Raw genomic sequence first — 19,994 nt, 5'->3', positions numbered from 1 at the left:
GTGTTGTGCGGCAACCATCGGGGAGTTCTGGGCACGCACGCGCTACTGAGGGTGCGCCGTCCGCGCGTCCTCGGCGGCCGATCGGGTAGTGGCCACGACGCCGTCCGGCCGCACCAGCACCGACTGCCCCGGCGCCAGTCCCGGCAGCACGTGGTGCGGGCGGTCCACCGCCTGCCCGGTGAACTCGGTCCAGCTCGTGCCGATCATGTCCACAGTGGACTTTCCGTGCACCGTCATGTGCGGGAAGCGAACACCGGGGCGGATCTCGTCGCGCAGCACGTCCACATCGGCCGATCCGCCGTAGTCGTAGAACATCATCGCGCGCAGGTAGTCCACGGCCACCTGCTCCAGCAGGGCGCTCGGGTCGCACCCCTTCGCCAGGTAGCCGCGGTGCAGGCGCAGCGCCAGCCCGAGCGATTCCCTCGCCGCGGCAAGACGTTCCGGCTCGTAGCTGTCGAGCAGTTCCGGCTCGGACTGCCCGTGCAGCACCTCGGCGAGCTTCCACGCCAGGTTGTGCCCGTCCTGGATGCCGGTGTTCATGCCGAGACCGCCCGCCGAACTCTGCACGTGCGCGGCGTCGCCGACCAGGAACACCCGGCCCTGCCGCAGCCGGGCGGCCAGCCCCACCGCGGCCGTCCACGAGTTGACGGCGTGCAGCTCGACCGGGATCCGCTGATCGCCGATCGCGGTGCGCAGCAACCGGAGCGCCTGCTGCTCGGACAACTCGTCGGGGCCCTCCGGTTTGCCCGGGTAGTCCAGGATGTGCGAGGTCCACCGCCGGTCGCCGTCCTTCGAGAACAGCGTGGCGTAGACCTGCTCACCGCGCACGAAGCAGGCGCCCGTGCCCCAGCGGGCGAGCGCGTCACCGAGATCGGCGCTGTAGAACGCCGTGGTGATGTGGGCGATCACCTCGCGGTCGAGCACCGGGATGCCCAGCCGCTCGCGGATCCCGCTGCGGGCGCCGTCGGCGGCGATCAGGTAGTCGGCCTCGACGACCCACCGCTCACCGGTCGACTCCTCGACCAGCTCCGCGCGCACGACCCCGTCCACCTCGGTGAAGTCCAGCAGCCGCACGCCGTGCCGGACCTGGCTCCGGTCGAGGTGGGCCAGCGCCAACCGGTTCACCTCCACCTGGGACATGCTCAGCCTCGGGTCCGCCGGGCTGCACGACTCGACGCGCTCGGCGTAGCGCGGCGGCAGGCCGCTTCGCGACAGCGCGGGGCCGAACGCGCTGTCCTGGTGGACCGCCTCCAGCGGAAGGCCGCCGCGCCAGGCCAACCGCTCCACCTCCTCGCCCAGGCCCATGGTGCGGAACAACTCCAGCGTGCGCAGGCTCGTGCCCGCTCGCGGCGGCCCGTGCCCGGCGGCCCGCTTGTCCACCACCAGGGCGTGCACTCCCCAGTGCGCCAGGAACAGGGCGCTGGTCAGCCCCACCGGGCCCGCGCCGACCACCAGTACCGGTACTCGTTCGGTTCGCATGGCCCCACCGTGCTGGCTCAAGTCGGCTTGAGCGCAAGATGGTGGTCGTGAACGAGCCGCTGCACCCCATCGGCGAGGTCGCGCGCCGCTTCGGCCTGCGGGTCTCCGCCCTGCGCTACTACGACGAGCTCGGACTGGTACCGCCCGCCGAGCGGCGCGGCACCGTGCGGTACTACGGCCGCGAGGAGCTGCGCAGGCTCGCGCTCGTGCAGCGCCTGCACCGCGAGGGCATGGTGACCCTGGCCGACACGGCCGTCCTCACCACCGACCGGCACGGCGAGGAGCAGCCCGCGGGGCGTCAGGTGCTGGCCGACACCATCGCCGGGATGACCCGCCGGATCGACGAGCTGGTCGCGGCCCGCGCCGTGCTGGAGCACCTGTTGACCTGCCCCACCGCCGACCCGGTACGCCAGTGCAGCAAACTGCGGGCGGACCTGGACGAGATCGTGGACCGGGTCATGTGAGCGGCTCGTCCTGCCGGACAGCTCGCTGTACGGGGCCGAACGGTTACGCCCCGCTGCCGGGGAACTGATGGTGCAGAGATCAACGTCAGGTGAACCCCAAGTTTCCCGAGGTGCGCTTGCTAGCCCGATGGTGTGTGCTCAGGATCACCGTGTTCCCCGACCCGCGCCGAGCCCTGAGGAGGAGGCATGGCCGCCAACACCGAGGTTGGTAGTCCCGCCAGACCACGCAAGCCCCTGTACCGGCAGCTGTACTTCTGGGTGCTCACCGCCATCGTGCTGGGTGTCCTGTTCGGACTGTTCTTCCCCGCGCAGGCGGCGGGCACCAAGTGGCTGGCCGACCTGTTCGTGAACCTGGTCAAGGTGGTCATCGCGCCGACCATCTTCTGCACCGTCGTGGTCGGCATCGCCGGGCTGGGCAACCTGGCCAAGGCGGGCGGGCTCGCGCTGCGCACGATCGGGTACTTCACGGTGATGACCACGGTGGCGCTGGCCATCGGCCTGGTCGTGGTCAACGTGCTGCGCCCCGGCGACGGGCTGGGCATCGCGGTCAACGAGAAGGCCGCCAAGTCCACGATCGACTCGGCCGCGGCGGCGGGGGAGAGCGTCACCGACTTCGTGCTGAGCCTGGTGCCGAAGTCCTTCGTCGGCGCCTTCACCGACGGGCAGCTCATCCAGGTGCTGCTGCTGGCCGTACTGGTGGCCATCGCCGTGGCCGGGCTGGGTGAGCGCGGCAAGCCGGTGGTGCGCGCGCTGGACACCGTCGCACAGGTGATGTTCGGCGTGATCAAGGTGATCATGTACGCGGCCCCGGTCGGCGCGTTCGGCGGCATCGCCTACACGGTGGGCCAGTTCGGCAGCAAGGTGCTGGGCGGGCTGGTGTACCTGATGGTCGCCTTCTACCTGACCTGCGCGCTGTTCGTGGTCGTGGTGCTGGGCATCGTGTGCAGGCTGGCCGGGTTCAACGTGTTCAAGTTCCTGCGCTACATCAAGGACGAGATCTTCATCGTGCTGGGCACCTCCTCCTCCGAGGCGGCGCTGCCCCGCATGCTGATCAAGCTGGAGGCCGCGGGGGCGCGCAAGTCGGTGGTGGGCCTGACCATCCCGACCGGCTACTCGTTCAACCTGGACGGCACCTGCATCTACCTGACCATGGGCGCCCTGTTCATCGCCCAGGCCACCGGGCACGAGATCGGCCTGGGCACCCAGATCGGGCTGCTGCTGTTCATGCTGTTGTCCAGCAAGGGCGCCGCCGGGGTCACCGGGGCCGGGCTGATCACGCTGGCCGCCTCCCTACAGGCCTTCGGCAGCACCATCCCCGTGGTGGGCATCGCGCTGATCGTGGGCATCGACCGGTTCATGTCCGAGGCGCGGGCGATCACCAACGTGATCGGCAACGGCATCGGCACCCTCGTGGTCGCGCGCTGGCAGGGCGACCTGGACTCCGAGCGCCTCAGGCACGTGCTGGACAACCCGTCCACTGTGGACGTGGACGCCGCGCTGACCCGCCCGTCCTGACCCACCCCCGGCGCGTGTCGGACGTTCCGGTAACGCGTGTCGGCGCTAGCGGTACGGCGTGTTCGCGCTTGCGGCACGGTTTCCCACGAGCTGGGAAACCGTCCGCAAACGTCCGACACGCGGTCCGCCAAGCGCCGACACGCGGTGCTTGGGGGTCACGGTGTTCGGATCGGCGCCACGACCTGGTCGCCGCCGGGGGCGGTCAGCACGGTGACGCGGGCGGCGTAGTGCTCGGAGAGCCGGTCGGCGGTGAGCACCGAGGCGGGCGGCCCGCTGGCGACGACCCGGCCGGAGTCCAGCAGCAGCACGCGATCCGGGTACTGGGCGGCCAGGGTGAGGTCGTGCAACGTGGTGACCACCGTGGTGCCGTCGGCGCGCCGCAGGGTGTCGACGAGTTCGAGCAGGGCCTGCGCGTGACCGATGTCCAGCCCCGTGGTCGGCTCGTCCAGCAGCAGCACCCCGGTCTGCTGGGCCAGCACGCGCGCGAGCACGGCCCGCTGGCGTTCCCCGCCGGACAACGTCCTCAGTGGACGGTTGGCGAGCGCGGAGAGGTCGAGGCGGCCCAGCACCTCGGCCACCACGACGAGGTCGGCGTGGCCCTCACGGCCCAGCGGTCCCAGGTGCGGGGTGCGGCCGAGCAGCACGTAGTCGGTGACGGTCAACCCCTCGGGCAGCGCGGGGATCTGCGGGGCGTACCCGATCTCCCGCGCGCGCTCGCGCTGGCTCAGCGAGCCGAGGGCCCGGCCGCCGAGCAGCACCTCGCCGGTGGCGGGCACGAGCCCGGCCACGGACTTGAGCAGGGTAGACTTGCCAGCCCCGTTCGGACCGATGATCGCCAGCCAACTGCCCTCGGGCAGTTCCAGGGAGACGTCCGAGACCACCGGCCGGCCCCGGTAGCCCGCGCCGACCCCGCGCAGTTCGAGCCGGGTCATGCCCGCCTGGCCCTGAGCACCAGCACGAAGAACGGGGCGCCCGCGAAGGCCGTGACCACCCCGATCGGCAGCTCGGCGGGGGCCAGCACGGTGCGGGCCACCACGTCGGCGGCGATCAGGAACACCGCGCCGCCCGCCAGCGACAGTGGGACCACGACCCGGTAGCTGGCCCCGAACAGCAGTCGCACCAGGTGGGGCACCACGATGCCCACGAAGCCGATCAGGCCGCTCACCGACACGGCGGCGGCCGTCGCCAGCGAGGCGGCCCCCAGCACCAGCATCCGCACCACGGGAGGCCGCACACCCAGCGAGGCCGCCTCCTCGTCGCCCAGCGCCAGCACGTCCAGCAGGCCCGCGCAGGCGCACAGCACCACGACCGCCACCGCGATGTAGGGCAGCGCCTGCACCACCTGGCTCCAGCCCGTGGTGGCCAGCCCGCCCAGGATCCAGCCGTAGACCCGTTGCAGGGTCACGGTGTTCAGCTGCTGCACGAAGGTCTGGATCGCCGTCAGGAACGAGGCCACGGCCACGCCCGCCAGCAGCAGGGTCGCCGTGCCGGGCCCCGCGGTGCGGCCCATGCCCCAGGTCAGGCCGACCCCGCCGAGCGAGCCCGCGAACGCCGCCACCGGCACCAGCGCGGCCGGGGTCTGCGGGACCAGCACCACCACGACCGTCACGGCCAGCCCGGCACCGGCCGCCGCGCCCAGCAGGTACGGGTCGGCCAGCGGGTTGCGGAACACGCCCTGGAAGGTGGCCCCTGAGCAGGCCAGCGCCGCACCCACCAGCCCGGCGAGCACCACGCGCGGCAGCCGCAGCTGCCACAGCACCGCCGCCTCCTGCTCGGTCAGCGGCGAGCGGCCACCGGTCAGCTGGGCCGCGAGCTCACCGAGCACCCGCTGCGGGCCGAGGTCGACCGCGCCCAGCAGCACCGCCCCGGTCGCCACGAGCAGCAGGACGAGCAGGGCCGCCAGCAGGTGCCACCAGGCGAGCCTGGTCGGGGTGGACACGGCCTCAGTGGGCCTTGCTCACCGCGTCGCCCACGGCCCGCGCGAAGTCGACCACCCGCGGCCCCCAGCGCGAGGCCACGTCGTCGTCCAGCGCCACGACCCCGTTGCCGCGCACGGCCTTGAGCGTGCCCCAGCCGGGGCGGGCGGCCACCGTGGCCGGGCTCTGCTGGCAGCACTTGGTGTCCGCCAGGAAGATCAGGTCGGGGTCAGCCTTGATCACCTGCTCGGCGGACAGCTGCGGGTAGGGGCCCGCCGCGCTGGCCGAGTCGGCGATGTTGCCCAGCCCGAACAGGGAGTAGACCTGCCCGGCGAAGGTCTTGGCGGTCAGCGTGTAGCCGTCCGCGGAGACCTCGTGGAAGTAGGTCAGCGGCCTGGCGGGCTTGGGCGTCTTGGCCACCACCTCGGCGATCTGCGCCTTGAGCTGGGCGGCCAGCTTGTCGGCCTCGGCGGCGTGGCCGGTGGCCCTGCCCAGCAGCGAGACCTGCTCGTAGGCCTCGTCCAGGCTGTTCGCCGCGGGCAGCACCAGCACCGGCACCTTGAGCTTCTGCAGGCCGCTGACCAGGTTGTTCGCGTCGTAGTACGCGACGACCAGGTCCGGGCTCTTGGCCGCGATGGCCTCCACGTTGGGCTTGTACGCGTCCAGGTCGGTGCGCGGGGCCTGCGCCGGGTGGTTCGACAGCTTGTCCACGGCCGCGACCTGGCCGCCCGCGCCGATGGCGTACAGGTCCTCGGTGCTGGCGGGGCTGAGCGAGATGATCCGCTTGGGCTGGGCGGTCAGGGTCAGCGGCTGGCCGCCCTTGGGCGTGACCGTCACCGGGAACGCCGAGCCCTGGTCCGGTGCGGGCGCGGGCTGCTCGTGGGTGGCGCAGCCGGTGAGCGCCAGCACCCCGATCAGCAGCAGGGCGGACAGCGTGCGGCGGTGCGGCGTCATGGTTCCTCGCCAGTGAGTGGGTCGCGGAGGGCGAACAGGGACGCTACCAGCGTTAACGCCCTGTGACGGGGATCACCGCACCCGGGGCGGTGATCGCACGTTCTGTCGCCGGATCGTCACAAGCGCGTTGCCGGTGTGTCGGCTATGCTTCGCGCACCGAAACTTCTGGCGGATGTCCGCGTCAATGTCGTCCGGGTAGCCCAGATCGTTACGCAGTGCCGCGGTAACTCACCCGTTTGCGGGTGCCTTCGCGTTTCGCGACTGTTAAGGTTTCGTCAATCACGGGCCACCGTTGTCCCAGGAATTTCGATGTAGGACGACGGGAGGGTGTTGTCGTGATCTTCTCCGCCATCCCAGGCCAGCAGGGCCTGTACGACCCGACGCAGGAGAAGGACGCCTGCGGTGTGGCCATGGTGGCCGACATCCGGGGACGGCGATCGCACGACATCGTGGTCGACGCGTTGACCGCGCTGGCCAACCTGGAACACCGCGGTGCCGCGGGGGCCGAGCCCACCAGCGGTGACGGCGCGGGCATCCTGCTGCAACTGCCCGACGAGCTGCTGCGCGCCGAATGCGGCTTCGAGCTGCCCGAGCCGGACGGGCAGGGGCGGTCCACCTATGCCGCGGGCATCGCGTTCCTGCCCGCCGAGCGGCAGGAGCGGGACAAGGCCGTCGAGCTGATCGGGCAGATCGCCGAGCAGGAGAACCTGCGCGTGCTCGGCTGGCGCCAGGTGCCGGTGACCCCCGAGGCCGCCGAGGTCGGGCCAACGGCGCAGTCGGTGATGCCGCACTTCGCCATGCTCGTGGTGGCGGGGCTGCCCGACGCCGAGGGGCGATGTCCGTCCGGGGTGGACCTGGACCGGCTCACCTTCGGCCTGCGCAAGCGCGCCGAGCGGGACACGGTCGTCGCCGGGTGCGGCACCTACTTCCCCTCGCTGTCCAGCAGGACCCTGGTCTACAAGGGCATGCTCACCACCGAGCAGCTGCCCGCCTTCTTCCCCGACCTGACCGACCCGAGGCTGGCCAGCGCCATCGCGCTGGTGCACTCCCGGTTCTCCACCAACACCTTCCCGTCCTGGCCGCTGGCGCACCCGTTCCGGTACGTCGCCCACAACGGTGAGATCAACACGATTCGCGGCAACCGCAACCGCATGCGGGCCCGCGAGGCCCTGCTGGAGAGCTCGCTGATCCCGGGCGACCTGGCCAGGCTGTTCCCGATCTGCGACCCCGAGGGCTCGGACTCCGCGTCCTTCGACGAGGTGCTGGAGCTGCTGCACCTGGGCGGGCGCCCACTGCCGCACGCGGTGATGATGATGATCCCGGAGGCGTGGGAGAACCACGCCACGATGGACCCCAAGCGCCGCGCCTTCTACCAGTTCCACGCCAGCCTGATGGAGCCATGGGACGGCCCGGCCTGCGTGACCTTCACCGACGGCGAGCTGGTCGGCGCCGTGCTGGACCGCAACGGCCTGCGTCCGGCCCGCTGGTGGCGCACCGACTCCGACCGCGTGGTGCTGGCCAGCGAGACCGGGGTGCTGGACCTGCCGCCGCACCGCGTGGTGGCCAAGGGCCGCCTCCAGCCGGGCCGCATGTTCCTGGTGGACACCGTGGCCGGGCGCATCGTGGACGACGAGGAGGTCAAGTCCCGGCTGGCCGCCGAGTTGCCCTACGACGAGTGGCTGCACGCCGGTCTGCTGGAGATCGCCGACCTGCCCGACCGTGAGCACGTGGTGCAGAGCCACGAGTCGGTGGTGCGCCGCCAGCTCACCTTCGGCTACACCGAGGAGGAGCTGCGGATCCTGCTCTCGCCGATGGCCGAGAACGGGGTCGAGCCGATCGGCTCGATGGGCTCGGACACGCCGATCGCCGCGCTCTCCCAGCGTTCCCGGCTGCTCTACGACTACTTCGTGCAGAACTTCGCGCAGGTCACCAACCCGCCGCTGGACGCGATCCGCGAGGAGATCATCACCTCGGTGTCCCGGGTGATGGGCCCCGAGCAGAACCTGCTGGAGCCGGGACCGGCCTCCTGCCGCCACATCGGGCTGCCCTACCCGGTCATCGACAACGACGAGCTGGCCAAGCTGATCCACGTCAACGACGACGGGGACCTGCCGGGCTACGCGTGCAGTGTCCTCAACGGACTGTACGAAGTGGACGGTGGCGGCGAGGCGCTGGCCGCCGCGATCGAGCGGATCCGCAGGCAGGCCAGCGAGGCCATCGCCGCCGGCGCGCGCACCCTGGTGCTGTCCGACCGCGACTCCGACCACCGCATGGCGCCGATCCCCTCGCTGCTGCTGGTCGCCGCGGTGCACCACCACCTGGTGCGCACCAAGGAGCGGCTGCGCGTGGCGCTGGTCGTGGAGACCGGTGACTGCCGCGAGGTGCACCACGTGGCCGCCCTGCTGGGGTACGGCGCCGCCGCGGTCAACCCGTACCTGGCCTTCGAGACGATCGAGGACCTGATCAGCCAGGGCGCGATCACCGGGGTGGAGCCCGCCACCGCGATCCGCCGCTACGTCAGCGCGCTGGTCAAGGGCGTCCTCAAGATCATGTCCAAGATGGGCATCTCCACCGTGGGCGCCTACACCGCCGCGCAGGTGTTCGAGGCGGTGGGCCTGTCCCACGAGGTGCTGGCCGAGTACTTCACCGGCACCAGCTCGAAGCTGGGCGGTGCGGGCCTGGACGTGCTGGCCGCCGAGGTCGCCGTGCGGCACCGCAGGGCCTACCCGGACAACCCCGCCGACCGCGCGCACCGCAGGCTGGACGTGGGTGGGGAGTACGCCTACCGCCGCGAGGGCGAGCTGCACCTGTTCACCCCGGAGACGGTGTTCCTGTTGCAGCACGCCACGAAGACCCGCCGCCGCGAGGTGTACCAGCGCTACACCGAGGAGGTCGAGCGCCTGGTCCGCGAGGGCGGCGGGCTGCGCGGGCTGTTCTCCTTCCGCACCGGCGAGCGCCCCGCCATCCCGGTGGCGGAGGTCGAACCGGTCGAGTCGATCCTCAAGCGCTTCAACACCGGGGCCATGTCCTACGGTTCGATCTCCGCCGAGGCGCACGAGACCCTGGCGATCGCGATGAACCGGATCGGCGGGCGCTCCAACACCGGTGAGGGCGGGGAGGACCCCGAGCGGCTGCACGACCCCGCGCGCCGTTCGGCGATCAAGCAGGTGGCCAGCGGGCGGTTCGGGGTCACCAGCGAGTACCTGGTGCACTCCGAGGACATCCAGATCAAGATGGCCCAGGGCGCAAAGCCCGGCGAGGGCGGTCAGCTGCCCGCGCACAAGGTGTACCCGTGGATCGCCAGGACCCGGCACTCCACGCCCGGGGTCGGCCTGATCTCCCCGCCGCCGCACCACGACATCTACTCCATCGAGGACCTCGCCCAGCTGATCCATGACCTGAAGAACGCCAACGAGCGGGCCCGCATCCACGTGAAGCTGGTGTCCGAACTGGGCGTGGGCACGGTCGCGGCGGGTGTGGCCAAGGCGCACGCCGACGTGGTGCTGATCTCCGGCCACGACGGGGGCACCGGCGCCTCCCCGCTGAACTCGCTCAAGCACGCGGGCACGCCCTGGGAGGTCGGCCTCGCCGAGACCCAGCAGACCCTGATGCTCAACGGTCTGCGGGACCGGATCACCGTGCAGGTGGACGGGGCGATGAAGACCGGGCGGGACGTGGTGATCGCCGCGCTGCTCGGGGCCGAGGAGTTCGGCTTCGCCACGGCCCCGCTGGTGGTCGCGGGCTGCGTCATGATGCGCGTGTGCCACCTGGACACCTGCCCGGTTGGCGTGGCCACGCAGAACCCGGTGCTGCGCGAGCGGTACACCGGAAAGCCCGAGTTCGTCGAGAACTTCTTCCACTTCATCGCCGAGGAAGTGCGGGAGTTGTTGGCGGAACTGGGTTTCCACACCCTGGACGAGGCCGTCGGCCACGCGGAGCTGTTGGACACCGACGAGGCCGTGCGGCACTGGAAGGCGCGGGGCCTGGACCTGTCCCCGGTGTTCGAGGTGCCCGCCGACACCCGGTACGGCTCGGCCCGCCGCAGGCTGCGCGGGCAGGACCACGGGCTGGAGCACGCCCTGGACCGCACGCTGATCCAGCTGGCCGAGGCCGCGCTGGAGGACGCCCACCCGGTGCGCATGGAACTGCCCGTGCGCAACGTGAACCGGACCGTGGGCACCCTGCTCGGCTCGGAGGTCACCCGGCGCTACGGCGGGGACGGCCTGCCCGAGGACACCATCCAGGTCCGGCTCACCGGCTCGGCTGGCCAGTCGCTGGGCGCCTTCCTGCCACGGGGCGTCACGCTGGAGATGATCGGTGACGCCAACGACTACGTGGGCAAGGGCCTGTCCGGTGGGCGGATCGTGGTGCGACCGCACGCCGACGCGCCCTTCGCCGCCGAGCAGCAGGTGATCGCGGGCAACGTGATCGGCTACGGGGCCACCGGCGGGGAGATCTTCCTGCGCGGGCGGGTCGGCGAGCGGTTCTGCGTGCGCAACTCCGGCATGGTCGCGGTCGCCGAGGGAGTGGGCGACCACGCCTTCGAGTACATGACCGGCGGGCGCGCGGTGGTGCTCGGCCCGACCGGGCGCAACCTCGCGGCGGGCATGTCCGGCGGTATCGCGTACGTGCTGGAGCTGGACCCGATGCTGGTCAACACCGACATGGTCGAGTTGCAGCGCCCGCACCCCGACGACCTGAAGTGGCTGCGGGAAACCGTGCAGCGACACCAGGAACTGACCGGTTCCGCGGTGGCCGCCTCGCTGCTCGGGGACTGGCCGCGCCGGTCGGCGGCGTTCACCAAGGTGATGCCGCGCGACTACCAGCGGGTGCTGGAGGCGATGAGGTTGGCCCGCGCCGAGGGCCGTGACGTGGACCAGGCGATCATGGAGGCCTCCCGTGGCTGACCCCAACGGCTTTCTGAAGTTCTCCCGCAGCGAGCCCGCCAAGCGGCCCGCCGCGCAGCGGATCGGGGACTGGAACGAGGTCTACGCCGAGCTGTCCGGGCCCGAGCGCGACCAGCAGGTGCGCACCCAGGCCGGGCGCTGCATGGACTGCGGCATCCCGTTCTGCCACTCCGGGACCGCTGGCTGCCCGCTGGGCAACCTGATCCCCGAGTGGAACGACCTGGTGCGGCGCGGGAACTGGGCGCAGGCCGGGGAGCGGCTGCACGCCACCAACAACTTCCCGGAGTTCACCGGGCGGCTGTGCCCCGCGCCCTGTGAGGCGGGCTGCGTGCTGTCCGCGACCCCCGCGGCCGGTGGGCCGGTTGCGATCAAGCGCGTCGAGCAGGCCATCGCCGACGTGTCCTGGGAGACCGCCGCCGTTCCGCCGCAGCCCGCGGCCGTCGCCTCCGGCAGGAGGGTGGCCGTGGTCGGCTCCGGTCCCGCGGGGCTGGCCGCCGCGCAGCAGCTGACCCGTGCCGGGCACGAGGTCACCGTGTACGAGCGGGACGACCGGCTCGGCGGCCTGCTGCGGTACGGCATCCCCGAGTTCAAGATGGAGAAGAAGGTCCTCGACCGGCGGCTCGCGCAGCTGCGCGCCGAGGGAACCCGTTTCGTCACGGGCTGCGAGGTCGGTGTCGACCTCACGGTCGAGCAGCTGCGGGAGACCCACGACGCCGTGGTGCTCGCCGTGGGTGCGCTGCGCAGCCGGGACGCACCGGAGATCCCCGGGCGCGAACTGGCCGGTGTGCACCTGGCGATGGAGCACCTGGTGCCCGCCAACCGGGCCTGTGAGGGCGACGGGCCGACTTCCGTTGACGCGGCGGGAAAGCACGTCGTGATCATCGGTGGCGGGGACACCGCCGCGGACTGCCTGGGCACCGCGCACCGCCAGGGCGCTGTTGGCGTGGTCCAGCTCGACCAGTACCCGCAGCCGCCCGCCGAACGCGACTTCGAGGTTTCGCCCTGGCCGACCTGGCCGCTGATCGTGCGCAACTACCCCGCGCACGACGAGGGCGGCGAGCGCAAGTACGCCGTCGCCGTGCAGCGCTTCGTCGGTGACGAGGACGGGCACGTGCGCTCGGTCGAACTGCGCCAGGTCAAGGTGCACAAGGACCCCGCCACCGGTCGGCGCGAGGTCGTCCCGGTCTCGGACGAGGTCGAGGTCGTTCCCGCCGACCTCGTGCTGCTCGCCATCGGCTTCGAGGGCGTCGAACACATGCCGCTGCTCGACGGCCTGGGTCTGTCCCTGTCCGGGCGCGGCACCCTGTCGGTCGGTGCCGACTGGCAGACCGGTTCGCCGGGGGTCTTCGCCTGCGGGGACGCACACCGCGGGGCCTCACTCGTGGTGTGGGCCATCGCCGAGGGCCGGTCCGTCGCCAACGCCGTCGACACCTACCTGACCGGTTCCTCGGAACTGCCCGCACCGGTCCGGCCCAACCTGCTGCCGCTCGCGGTGGTGTGAGCCGCCTGTTGTTCCGGGGCGGTTTGTCCTGGGGCCCTGGCGATGGGCTGTAATCGGGGTAGTCGGGGCGTGGAATGCCGCCCCGATTTCGCCGACGAGCGTAAGCCCATCGCCACCCAGGAAAAACCACCCCTAGGGCTTGCCTTTCGGTGACGGCCTTCAGCGCCGTGTTTCACCCTTCCGTGGCGGCCATTCGGCGTAGAATGGTGGCATGGGGCAGAGGGAGATCGCGGAGCGGATGCTGGAGGCGTGGCAACGCCTCGCGTCCGTCGAATTCGATCTACTTTGCTGCGCCGCCGAGATCGATGATCCTCATGAGATCGCGCTGTTGCTGCGCATTCCACTCGGACGGGCTCGGCGGCTTCAGGAGCAGGCGGCGGCATTGGATCGGTTGCCGGTATTGGCTGGTTTGCTGCGAGACGGGTTGCTGGATCTGGAGCGGTTCGAGGTGGTGCGTAAGCGCACCGAGAACCTGGACTCGGAGAAGGCCCGCCGGGTGGATGCCAGGCTAGCCGACGCCGCCGAACTGAACTCCAGGGAACTCAAGGCCGAGGCGGACCGGTTGATCTGCCTGGTCGACCCGTTCGGCGCGGAGATCCGGCACGTCAAGGCGGTGAAGCGGTCCGAGGTGCGGTACCGGTCGATGCCCGACGGCATGGCTGAACTGACCGCCTACCTGGACGCGGTGCGGGGACGGCAACTGTTCGACCAGATCAACGCTGATGCGGAAACCCTGGACGATGATCGTTCTTGGGGTGAGAAGCAGGCCGATGTGGTCGTTGATCGGATGCTGGGTAGTGGTCGTCCGGTCACTGTGTGCACTGATGTCACGGTTTCCGCTACGACCCTGCTGGGGTTGACCTCCGAACCTGGTTATGTCGCCGGTGTTGGCCCGGTTGAGGCGAACACCGCTCGGGAAATCGCCAGCCAGGGTGATTGGCGGAAGGTTCTCACTGACAAGGTGGGTATGCCGATTGGTGTTGGTCGGAGGCGGTATCGGCCGCCGAGGGCGTTGCGGGATTTTGTGATGGTGCGGGATCGGGTGTGTCAGGCGCCGGGGTGTATGCGGCCAGTCGGGGAATGTCAGATCGATCATGCGCGGGGTTTTGCCTCGGGTGGTGTGACGGATGAGCGGAATCTGGGGCCGTTCTGCGATGTGCATCATTACCTGAAGACGATCGGCCGGTACCGGTTCTCCCGGGGTGCTGATGGGGTGCGGCGGTGGGTCACGCCGTTGGGGTTCGAGTACGAGACCCGGGCGAAGGCCATCGCGGAACCGGACCCGCCATGACGGACGGGCGCGACGGGGAACCTGCGGCCATATGGCGAAACCAAGGGCACCGCCGCCACCCGGGCCGACCGGCCACGGAACCGGTGGCGGGGTAGCGAGGTCGAGGCCCCGGTCATCGGGCTGGGACGCCGGTGGCTGAAGGCTGTGGCTTCGGTAGCGGTGACCGGCCGGGGAACCGGCGGCTGAATGCCGAGGCTGAGACCCACCCGCTGTCCAAAGCCATCAGTAGAGGCGACCGACGAACAAACGGGAACCGGCAACCAGGAACCGGCAACCCCGGGAACCAGCAACCGACCAACGGGAACCAGCAACCGGAGCTGCACGGCTATCTCGCGGCGCGGGCGGGGCACTCAGACGGCCGCACCGGCTTCGCGGTCAGCGCCGGTGACGGACAGCAGCGCGAGGAGATCATCCTCGACCCGGCCAGCGGCCAGTACATCGGCGAGCGCTTCGCGGTCACCGCCGACTGGGAGGGCATCCCGGCTGGCACGACCTGGTCGTTCACCTCGGTGACGACCGCGCTCACCGATCAGGCTGGCTGACCGGCGCGGCACAGGCCCAGGGGTGGGCAATTCCCTGGGCCTGGACCGCTACTTGGCTCGCGCGCGGGCCGCGCTTGTCGCGACCGCACCGGCGCCCAGGACCAGCACGAGCGTGGCCATGGCCCAGCGCCGTTCCTTGGTGACCTCGGTGTTGGCGGCTTTGGCTACTGCTTTCGGCTTGGGCGTGGACTGGGGCCGCTTCGTGCTGGGCACCTGGGCGGGCGGCTCCGGCTTGGGCGGTACGACCGGTGGCGGCGGCACGACCACCGCAGGTGCGGGCGGTGGTGGCGGTGGGGGCGCGACCGGTGGTGGCGGTGGTGGTGGCACGGTGGTCGGCGGGGGCGTGGTGGTTGGTGGTGGCGGCGCGGGCACGCCGAGGCACCCGGCCATGTCCGAGGTGTTCGTGGCCGGGTACTGCGCGACCTGCCGCGCCGAGGTGGCGCCGTGCGGGATCTCGTAGAGCACGCTGTGGTCGTGGTACCGGTTGTTCAGCACGTGCAGCGTGCGCGCCGAGTCGATCACCGCTGACCCGTACGAGCCGTGGTCGGGTAGCCCGCTGGGCGTGGACACCTTGCGCACCGCCCCGCTGACCGGGTCCACGCTCACGACCGCCGCGGGTCCGCCGAGCCCGGTGGACACCCCGTAGAGCAGGCCGTCGGCCTCGTCGAAGGCGAAGTCGTCCAGGTTCTCCACCCAGTCACCGGGCCGTAGCCGGGTCACCCGCACCACCGACAGGAAGGTGGCGCTGCCAGGGGCCACGTCGATCGTGAACAGCCGGTCGTCCAGCCGCACGAACAGCAGGTTGCCGCCGATGGCGCCCGCGGTGGCCAGGGCCAGGTCACCGCGGGGGACCCCGCGTACCTGCCCGTGGTCGGTGGCGGCACCGGACCGGTCGATGCTGATGACGTGGCCCTCGTTGCCGATGCCGTAGACCCGGTCCTGGCCACGGGCGTACCCGATCGCGTTCACCCCGTAGGGCAAGGTCTTGAGCTGTTCGGTTGCACCGGAGAGCACGTTCACTCGACTCAGCGTGGCCCGCGTCTCGTGCTCACCCATTCGGACCTGGAAGGCATCACATTCGGTTGCTGTACCGGCGGCCATCGGGGTGGGCGTGAAGGCCGCCATCGCTAGAACGGGTAACGCTATTCCCACGCAACGGCGAATTACTGTCACGAGACACCGGTTTCCTGGTTCAACGGGTTGGCGGATACGGTTACACCGTAGACGGTGATCTAATCGTCCACCAGACGCAGGAGGCTGAATGGACATCTACCTGCAGGGTATCCTCTGGGTACTCGGCGCCGCGATTGTGAGCGGTGGGCTCACCGCGTTACTCCACCGTCGCACGTCAGGTGATGGGAGGTCCATCGGCAACGAGGCCACCAGTGCCGTCTTCACGATTGTCGCAGGTCTGCACGCCGTGCTCGTCGCATTTGTGCTGATCTCGCTGTTCGACGCGACCAACGCGGCGCACGACGGGGCGCAGCAGGAGGCCAACGCGCTGGTCGCGGTCACCTGGGCGGGTGATTCCCTGCCCGATCCGACCAAGTCGAAGATTCACGAACTAGCACGTCGGTACGCCACCACCGTACGTGACCAGGAATGGCCCCAGATGCGCCAGGAGCAGGCCGTCACCGGTCCTGGGGCCCAGCAGCTCGCGCAATTGCACGACGCGATTACCGAGGCCGCGAGCACCGACGACGAATGGCTCAAGGACCGCAAAACCGAGGCCGCCAACCAGTTGTGGACCGTGTACCAGGCCCGTCAGACCAGGTTGGACGCGGCTGACGGCAGCGGGGTGAATACCGTAGTGTGGCTGGCCCTCATCATCGGTGCACTCATGTCGGTGGCCTTCGCTTACCTGTTCGGCGGTACCCGGATTATCCGGCACGTACTCACGGTGGCACTCTTCGCCGCCACGATCACTCTTGTGCTCTACGCCATCTATCAGATGCAAAGCCCGTTCACCGGCGGGGCGAACGTGGATCCCGAGGCGTTCAGCGATGCCCTGAGCAGGCTCAGTTGAGCCCGCACACCCTCCGCTCCGGTCGGTCGGGGCCGCGTCGCGCGGCCCCGACCGCCAGGTGCGGTCAGCTCAACCGGGTGAGCACCTGGCCGACCACGTCCAGGGACTGCTCCAGTTCCGGGGCGAGGTAGACCAGCTCCACCATCGCCTCGTCCACGATGCCCGTGTCGCGCGCCGCCAGCAGCGTGTCCACCACGTTGTCCACCGTGGACCCCTTCCTCGGGTTCAGCCGCAGCACCACCTCGATCGCGCCGGGGTCGCGGCCGGCCTGCTCGGCGGCCTGCCGGATCACCTGGAGCGGTCCCGCGTACTGCGCGGGGTCCAGGCCGGGCACCGCGCCCGCGGGCAGCCAGCCCTCGGCTCGGCGGCCGACCCTGCGCAGCGCGGCCGGGGCGAACCCGCCCAGGTGGATCCTGGGCCGGTGGGCGGGCTTGAGGTCGATCCAGCTCGGCGCGATCGTGCTGCCCGGGCCCTCGTGCGTGACGACCTCCTGCGACCACGCGGCTTCGAGCACGTCGAGCACCTCGTCCAGGCGGGCGCCCCGCTCGGCCATGGGCACCCCGGCCGCCGCGTACTCCTCGGGGGACCAGCCCACCCCGAAGCCCGGCACCACCCGGCCGCCGCTGAGCTGGTCGATCGAGGCCAGCGTGCGGGCCAGCAGCAGCGGCGGGTACCAGGGCGCGCAGAGCACGTGCGTGCCCAGCCGGACCCGGGTGGTGGCGGTCGCCGCGGCGGTCAGCAGGGTCAGCGGGTCGAGCACCCGGCGGAACTCCCTCGGGTACGGGCCGGGGCCGCTCATGCCGTAGCCGATGCTCGGGTCCACCGGGCTGAGCAGCCGGTCACCCACCCACAGGCTGTCCGCCCCGGCCTTCTCGGCGGCGACCGCGAAGGTGACCACGTCGGCGGGGCGCTCGCCCGCCATTCCGAACTGGGGCAGGGAGAAGCCGATCCGCATGGGTGCCTCCAAGCTGGCTCTGTTCAGTTCTGTCCGCGCCCACCGATTCTGCCCCTCCGAGGACAGTACAGCGAACGCTTGACAGTACAGCGGCTGCTGTATCAAACTTGGTACATGACCGAGACGCACCTGGACGCGCTGGTCCGGATGGGCCGCGCACTGTCCGACCGCACCCGCTGCCGGTTGCTGCTCGCGCTGCTGCCCGGCCCCGCCTACCCGGCCGAACTCGCCGAACAGTTGGGCGCCACCCGGCAGAACGTGTCCAACCACCTGCAGTGCCTGCGCGAGTGCGGCATCGTCACGGTGGCGCACGAAGGGCGGCGCGCTCGCTACCAACTGCTCGACGAGCGCATCGCGCACGCGCTGACCGACCTGTCCGGACTCGGCCTCGCCGCGGGCGCCGGACACGAAGTCGAGGTGTCCTCATGAGCGCCGCTCGCGCCGACCAGCGCCGCCGACTGTGCCTGGTGCTGGCCATCTCCAGCGCGGTGATCGCCGTTGAGGTGGTCGGCGGGCTGCTCACCGGATCGCTGGCGCTGCTGGCCGACGCCGTGCACCTGGGCGTGGACTCGCTGGGCGTGCTGCTGGCGCTGATCGCGGTGCTGCTGGCCGCAAGGCCCGCCACCGCCCGGTTCAGCTTCGGCTACCTGCGCGCCGAGGTGCTGGCGGCGTTGGTCAACGCCGTGCTGGTGACCGGCATCGGGATCACCATCCTGGTCGAGGCCGTGCAGCGGTTCGCCGAGCCGCCCGAGGTCAGCTCCGGCGGCATGCTGCTCGTGTCGCTGCTCGCCAGCGCGGGCATGGCCTGCTCCGTGCTGCTCCTGCTTGGTGCGCAAGGGAAATCGCTCAACGTGCGGGCGGCGTTCCTCGAAGTGCTCAGCGACGCCCTCGCCGCCGCGACCACCGCCCTCGCCTCACTGGTCATCCTGCTCACCGGGTTCCAGCGGGCCGACGCCATCGCCTCCGCGCTGATCGGCGTGGCCATCCTGCCCAGGGCCTGGGTGCTGCTGCGCGAGGCCGTGACCGTGCTGCTGGAGGCCGTGCCCCGAGGCGTCGACCCCGTGCGACTGCGCGCGGACCTGCTCGCCGAGCCCGGCGTGCGCGGGGTGCACGACTTGCACGTCTGGACCGTCACCTCCGGCTCGCCGGTGCTCACCGCGCACGTCGTGGGCGAGTCCGGCCCGGACCTGATCGACCGGCTCGCGGCCCGGGTCCGGCAGGGGTGGGGCATCGCGCACAGCTCGTTCCAGGTGGAGGACGCGGGTCCCCGGCCGGGCTGCCCCGCGCACGCGTGACGGCGCCAAACAGGAGGCGCTGGCGATCCGCCAGCCGCTCTGAGGTGAAGCGGTGCTGCCGCCGACTTGTCGGTGCTGCGTCGTAGGGTGCTGCACGTGACGTTCCAGGGCTTCGGCGAGCACGCGATCGACTTCTACGACGGCCTGGAGGCCGACAACTCCAAGCCGTACTGGGAGGACAACAAGCACGTCTACGCGGCGGACGTGCGGGCGCCGATGGAGGCGCTGCTCGCCGAGCTGGAGCCGGAGTTCGGCGGGCTGGGCACGCCCAAGGTGTTCCGGCCGTACCGGGACGTCCGGTTCAGCAAGGAGAAGCACCCGTACAAGACGCACTGCGGCGGGGTGATCGAACAGGGCCGCGGCGGCGGGGCCTACTACGTGCAGGTCGGCCCGGAGGGGCTGATGGTCGGTGGCGGCTGCTTCCACCTGGCCGCCGACCAGCTCGCCAGGTACCGCACGGCGGTGGACGAGGACCGGCGCGGGCAGGCGCTGGAGAAGATCCTGGCGAAGCTGCGGCGGGCGGGCTGGCAGATCCGGGGGGAACAGCTCAGGAGCAAGCCCCGCGGCTTCGAGGTGGATCACCCGCGCATCGAGCTGCTCCGGTACAAGTCGGTCTACGCGGTCCGGGTGTGGGAGCCGGACGACGTGCTGCACGAGCGCGGGAGCCTGGCGCGGGTGCGCAAGGCGTGGCGCGAGGTCCGCGCGTTCAACGAGTGGGCGGCCGACCACGTGGGCGTGAGTGATCAGCGCCACAATCGGCGGTGACCGGCGGGCAGTTGTGTGAATTCATGAAGAACTCGCACGTCTGTCTCACCTTTTTGCGCTGGATCGCCCTCGTGAGAGCTTTCCTCGCAGTTAAAACCCGGTAACACGGGTTGACGGTTCACGCGCGGAAGTTCTGTTAACGGGGCAACGAAGTGTGGTGACCTACGCAAGTGGGGTTGTGTGACGCTCCGGCATATGCAAACCTCACAGTGCCCCGAACGGGTGAACGACGCAGTGTGCGGCAGCGGTCGAAGTGGACTGCTGTGGCAGTGAGCTGCGGAAATTCCCTGCCTGGTGGTCTTGGGGGCCATCAGAGTCACGTCAGTGGATGGACAGTCGCCATGACTCGGCAGTGGTGCCACAACTCGGCTAGATAGCCGTCTC

General features: G+C 70.8%; 16 protein-coding genes. 10 read left to right on the top strand and 6 right to left on the bottom strand.

Annotation, left to right across the window (positions count from 1 at the left end):
* Positions 1–42: 42 nt before the first annotated feature.
* Positions 43–1,479 carry an FAD-dependent monooxygenase gene (locus tag KALB_RS34550; RefSeq protein ID WP_025360244.1) on the bottom strand — a complete coding sequence of 479 codons (1,437 nt, stop codon included), beginning with the start codon at positions 1,477–1,479 and terminating at the stop codon, positions 43–45.
* A gap of 47 nt (positions 1,480–1,526) precedes the next feature.
* Between KALB_RS34550 and KALB_RS34545 the strand changes: the two genes are divergently transcribed.
* Positions 1,527–1,943: a MerR family transcriptional regulator gene (locus KALB_RS34545; RefSeq protein ID WP_025360243.1), complete on the top strand. Its 417-nt coding sequence runs from the start codon at positions 1,527–1,529 to the stop codon at positions 1,941–1,943.
* 186 nt (positions 1,944–2,129) lie between these two features.
* Positions 2,130–3,458 carry a C4-dicarboxylate transporter DctA gene (dctA, locus tag KALB_RS34540; RefSeq protein WP_025360242.1) on the top strand — a complete coding sequence of 443 codons (1,329 nt, stop codon included), beginning with the start codon at positions 2,130–2,132 and terminating at the stop codon, positions 3,456–3,458.
* 155 nt (positions 3,459–3,613) lie between these two features.
* On the opposite strand, the gene KALB_RS34535 is transcribed toward dctA, so the two are convergent.
* From KALB_RS34535 to KALB_RS34525, 3 genes are read right to left on the bottom strand one after another with little or no spacing between them, the layout of a single operon-like run.
* The gene (locus KALB_RS34535) at positions 3,614–4,390 is read right to left on the bottom strand and encodes an ABC transporter ATP-binding protein (protein WP_025360241.1); all 777 of its coding nucleotides are present in this window, start codon (positions 4,388–4,390) and stop codon (positions 3,614–3,616) included.
* Entirely contained in the window at positions 4,387–5,397 is a 1,011-nt protein-coding gene (locus tag KALB_RS34530; RefSeq protein ID WP_025360240.1) for a FecCD family ABC transporter permease, read from the bottom strand. The genes KALB_RS34535 and KALB_RS34530 overlap by 4 nt, the downstream gene beginning before the upstream one ends.
* Before the next feature lie 4 nt (positions 5,398–5,401).
* The gene (locus tag KALB_RS34525; RefSeq protein WP_025360239.1) at positions 5,402–6,328 is read right to left on the bottom strand and encodes an ABC transporter substrate-binding protein; all 927 of its coding nucleotides are present in this window, start codon (positions 6,326–6,328) and stop codon (positions 5,402–5,404) included.
* Between the two features lie 335 nt (positions 6,329–6,663).
* Here KALB_RS34525 and gltB point away from each other — a divergent pair, with 335 nt between their 5' ends.
* The 4 genes from gltB (at position 6,664) to KALB_RS34505 (ending at position 14,569) form a co-directional block, all read left to right on the top strand.
* A complete protein-coding gene (gltB, locus tag KALB_RS34520; protein ID WP_025360238.1) occupies positions 6,664–11,235 on the top strand; it encodes a glutamate synthase large subunit in 4,572 nt (1,523 codons plus the stop codon).
* On the top strand, positions 11,228–12,736 hold the full coding sequence (locus KALB_RS34515) for a glutamate synthase subunit beta (protein ID WP_025360237.1): 1,509 nt from the start codon (positions 11,228–11,230) through the stop codon (positions 12,734–12,736). The genes gltB and KALB_RS34515 overlap by 8 nt, the downstream gene beginning before the upstream one ends.
* Positions 12,737–12,947: 211 nt before the next feature.
* The gene (locus KALB_RS34510; protein WP_025360236.1) at positions 12,948–14,027 is read left to right on the top strand and encodes an HNH endonuclease signature motif containing protein; all 1,080 of its coding nucleotides are present in this window, start codon (positions 12,948–12,950) and stop codon (positions 14,025–14,027) included.
* Between the two features lie 131 nt (positions 14,028–14,158).
* The gene (locus KALB_RS34505; RefSeq protein ID WP_025360235.1) at positions 14,159–14,569 is read left to right on the top strand and encodes a hypothetical protein; all 411 of its coding nucleotides are present in this window, start codon (positions 14,159–14,161) and stop codon (positions 14,567–14,569) included.
* A gap of 48 nt (positions 14,570–14,617) precedes the next feature.
* Here the strand turns inward: KALB_RS34505 and KALB_RS48895 are convergent, their stop codons facing one another.
* Complete coding sequence (locus KALB_RS48895; protein ID WP_201771852.1) at positions 14,618–15,589, bottom strand: DUF6923 family protein; 972 nt, start codon at positions 15,587–15,589, stop codon at positions 14,618–14,620.
* Between the two features lie 241 nt (positions 15,590–15,830).
* Here KALB_RS48895 and KALB_RS34495 point away from each other — a divergent pair, with 241 nt between their 5' ends.
* Positions 15,831–16,595, top strand: coding sequence for a bestrophin-like domain (locus KALB_RS34495; RefSeq protein WP_025360233.1), 765 nt, complete (start codon positions 15,831–15,833; stop codon positions 16,593–16,595).
* Between the two features lie 64 nt (positions 16,596–16,659).
* Here the strand turns inward: KALB_RS34495 and KALB_RS34490 are convergent, their stop codons facing one another.
* Entirely contained in the window at positions 16,660–17,550 is an 891-nt protein-coding gene (locus tag KALB_RS34490) for a TIGR03619 family F420-dependent LLM class oxidoreductase (RefSeq protein ID WP_025360232.1), read from the bottom strand.
* A 114-nt stretch (positions 17,551–17,664) separates the two neighbouring features.
* On the opposite strand from KALB_RS34490, the gene KALB_RS34485 reads away from it, so the two are divergent.
* From KALB_RS34485 to KALB_RS34475, 3 genes are all read left to right on the top strand, one after another.
* Entirely contained in the window at positions 17,665–17,979 is a 315-nt protein-coding gene (locus tag KALB_RS34485) for an ArsR/SmtB family transcription factor (RefSeq protein WP_025360231.1), read from the top strand.
* Entirely contained in the window at positions 17,976–18,845 is an 870-nt protein-coding gene (locus KALB_RS34480) for a cation diffusion facilitator family transporter (protein WP_025360230.1), read from the top strand. The genes KALB_RS34485 and KALB_RS34480 overlap by 4 nt, the downstream gene beginning before the upstream one ends.
* 96 nt (positions 18,846–18,941) lie before the next feature.
* Positions 18,942–19,610, top strand: a complete 669-nt coding sequence (locus KALB_RS34475; protein ID WP_025360229.1) for a DUF2461 domain-containing protein — start codon at positions 18,942–18,944, stop codon at positions 19,608–19,610.
* Positions 19,611–19,994: the final 384 nt, after the last annotated feature.

This window comes from Kutzneria viridogrisea DSM 43870 (assembly GCF_000525635.1).
Classification (GTDB): Bacteria; Actinomycetota; Actinomycetes; order Mycobacteriales; family Pseudonocardiaceae; genus Kutzneria; species Kutzneria viridogrisea.
This window is presented reverse-complemented; position numbering and strand designations above follow the sequence as displayed.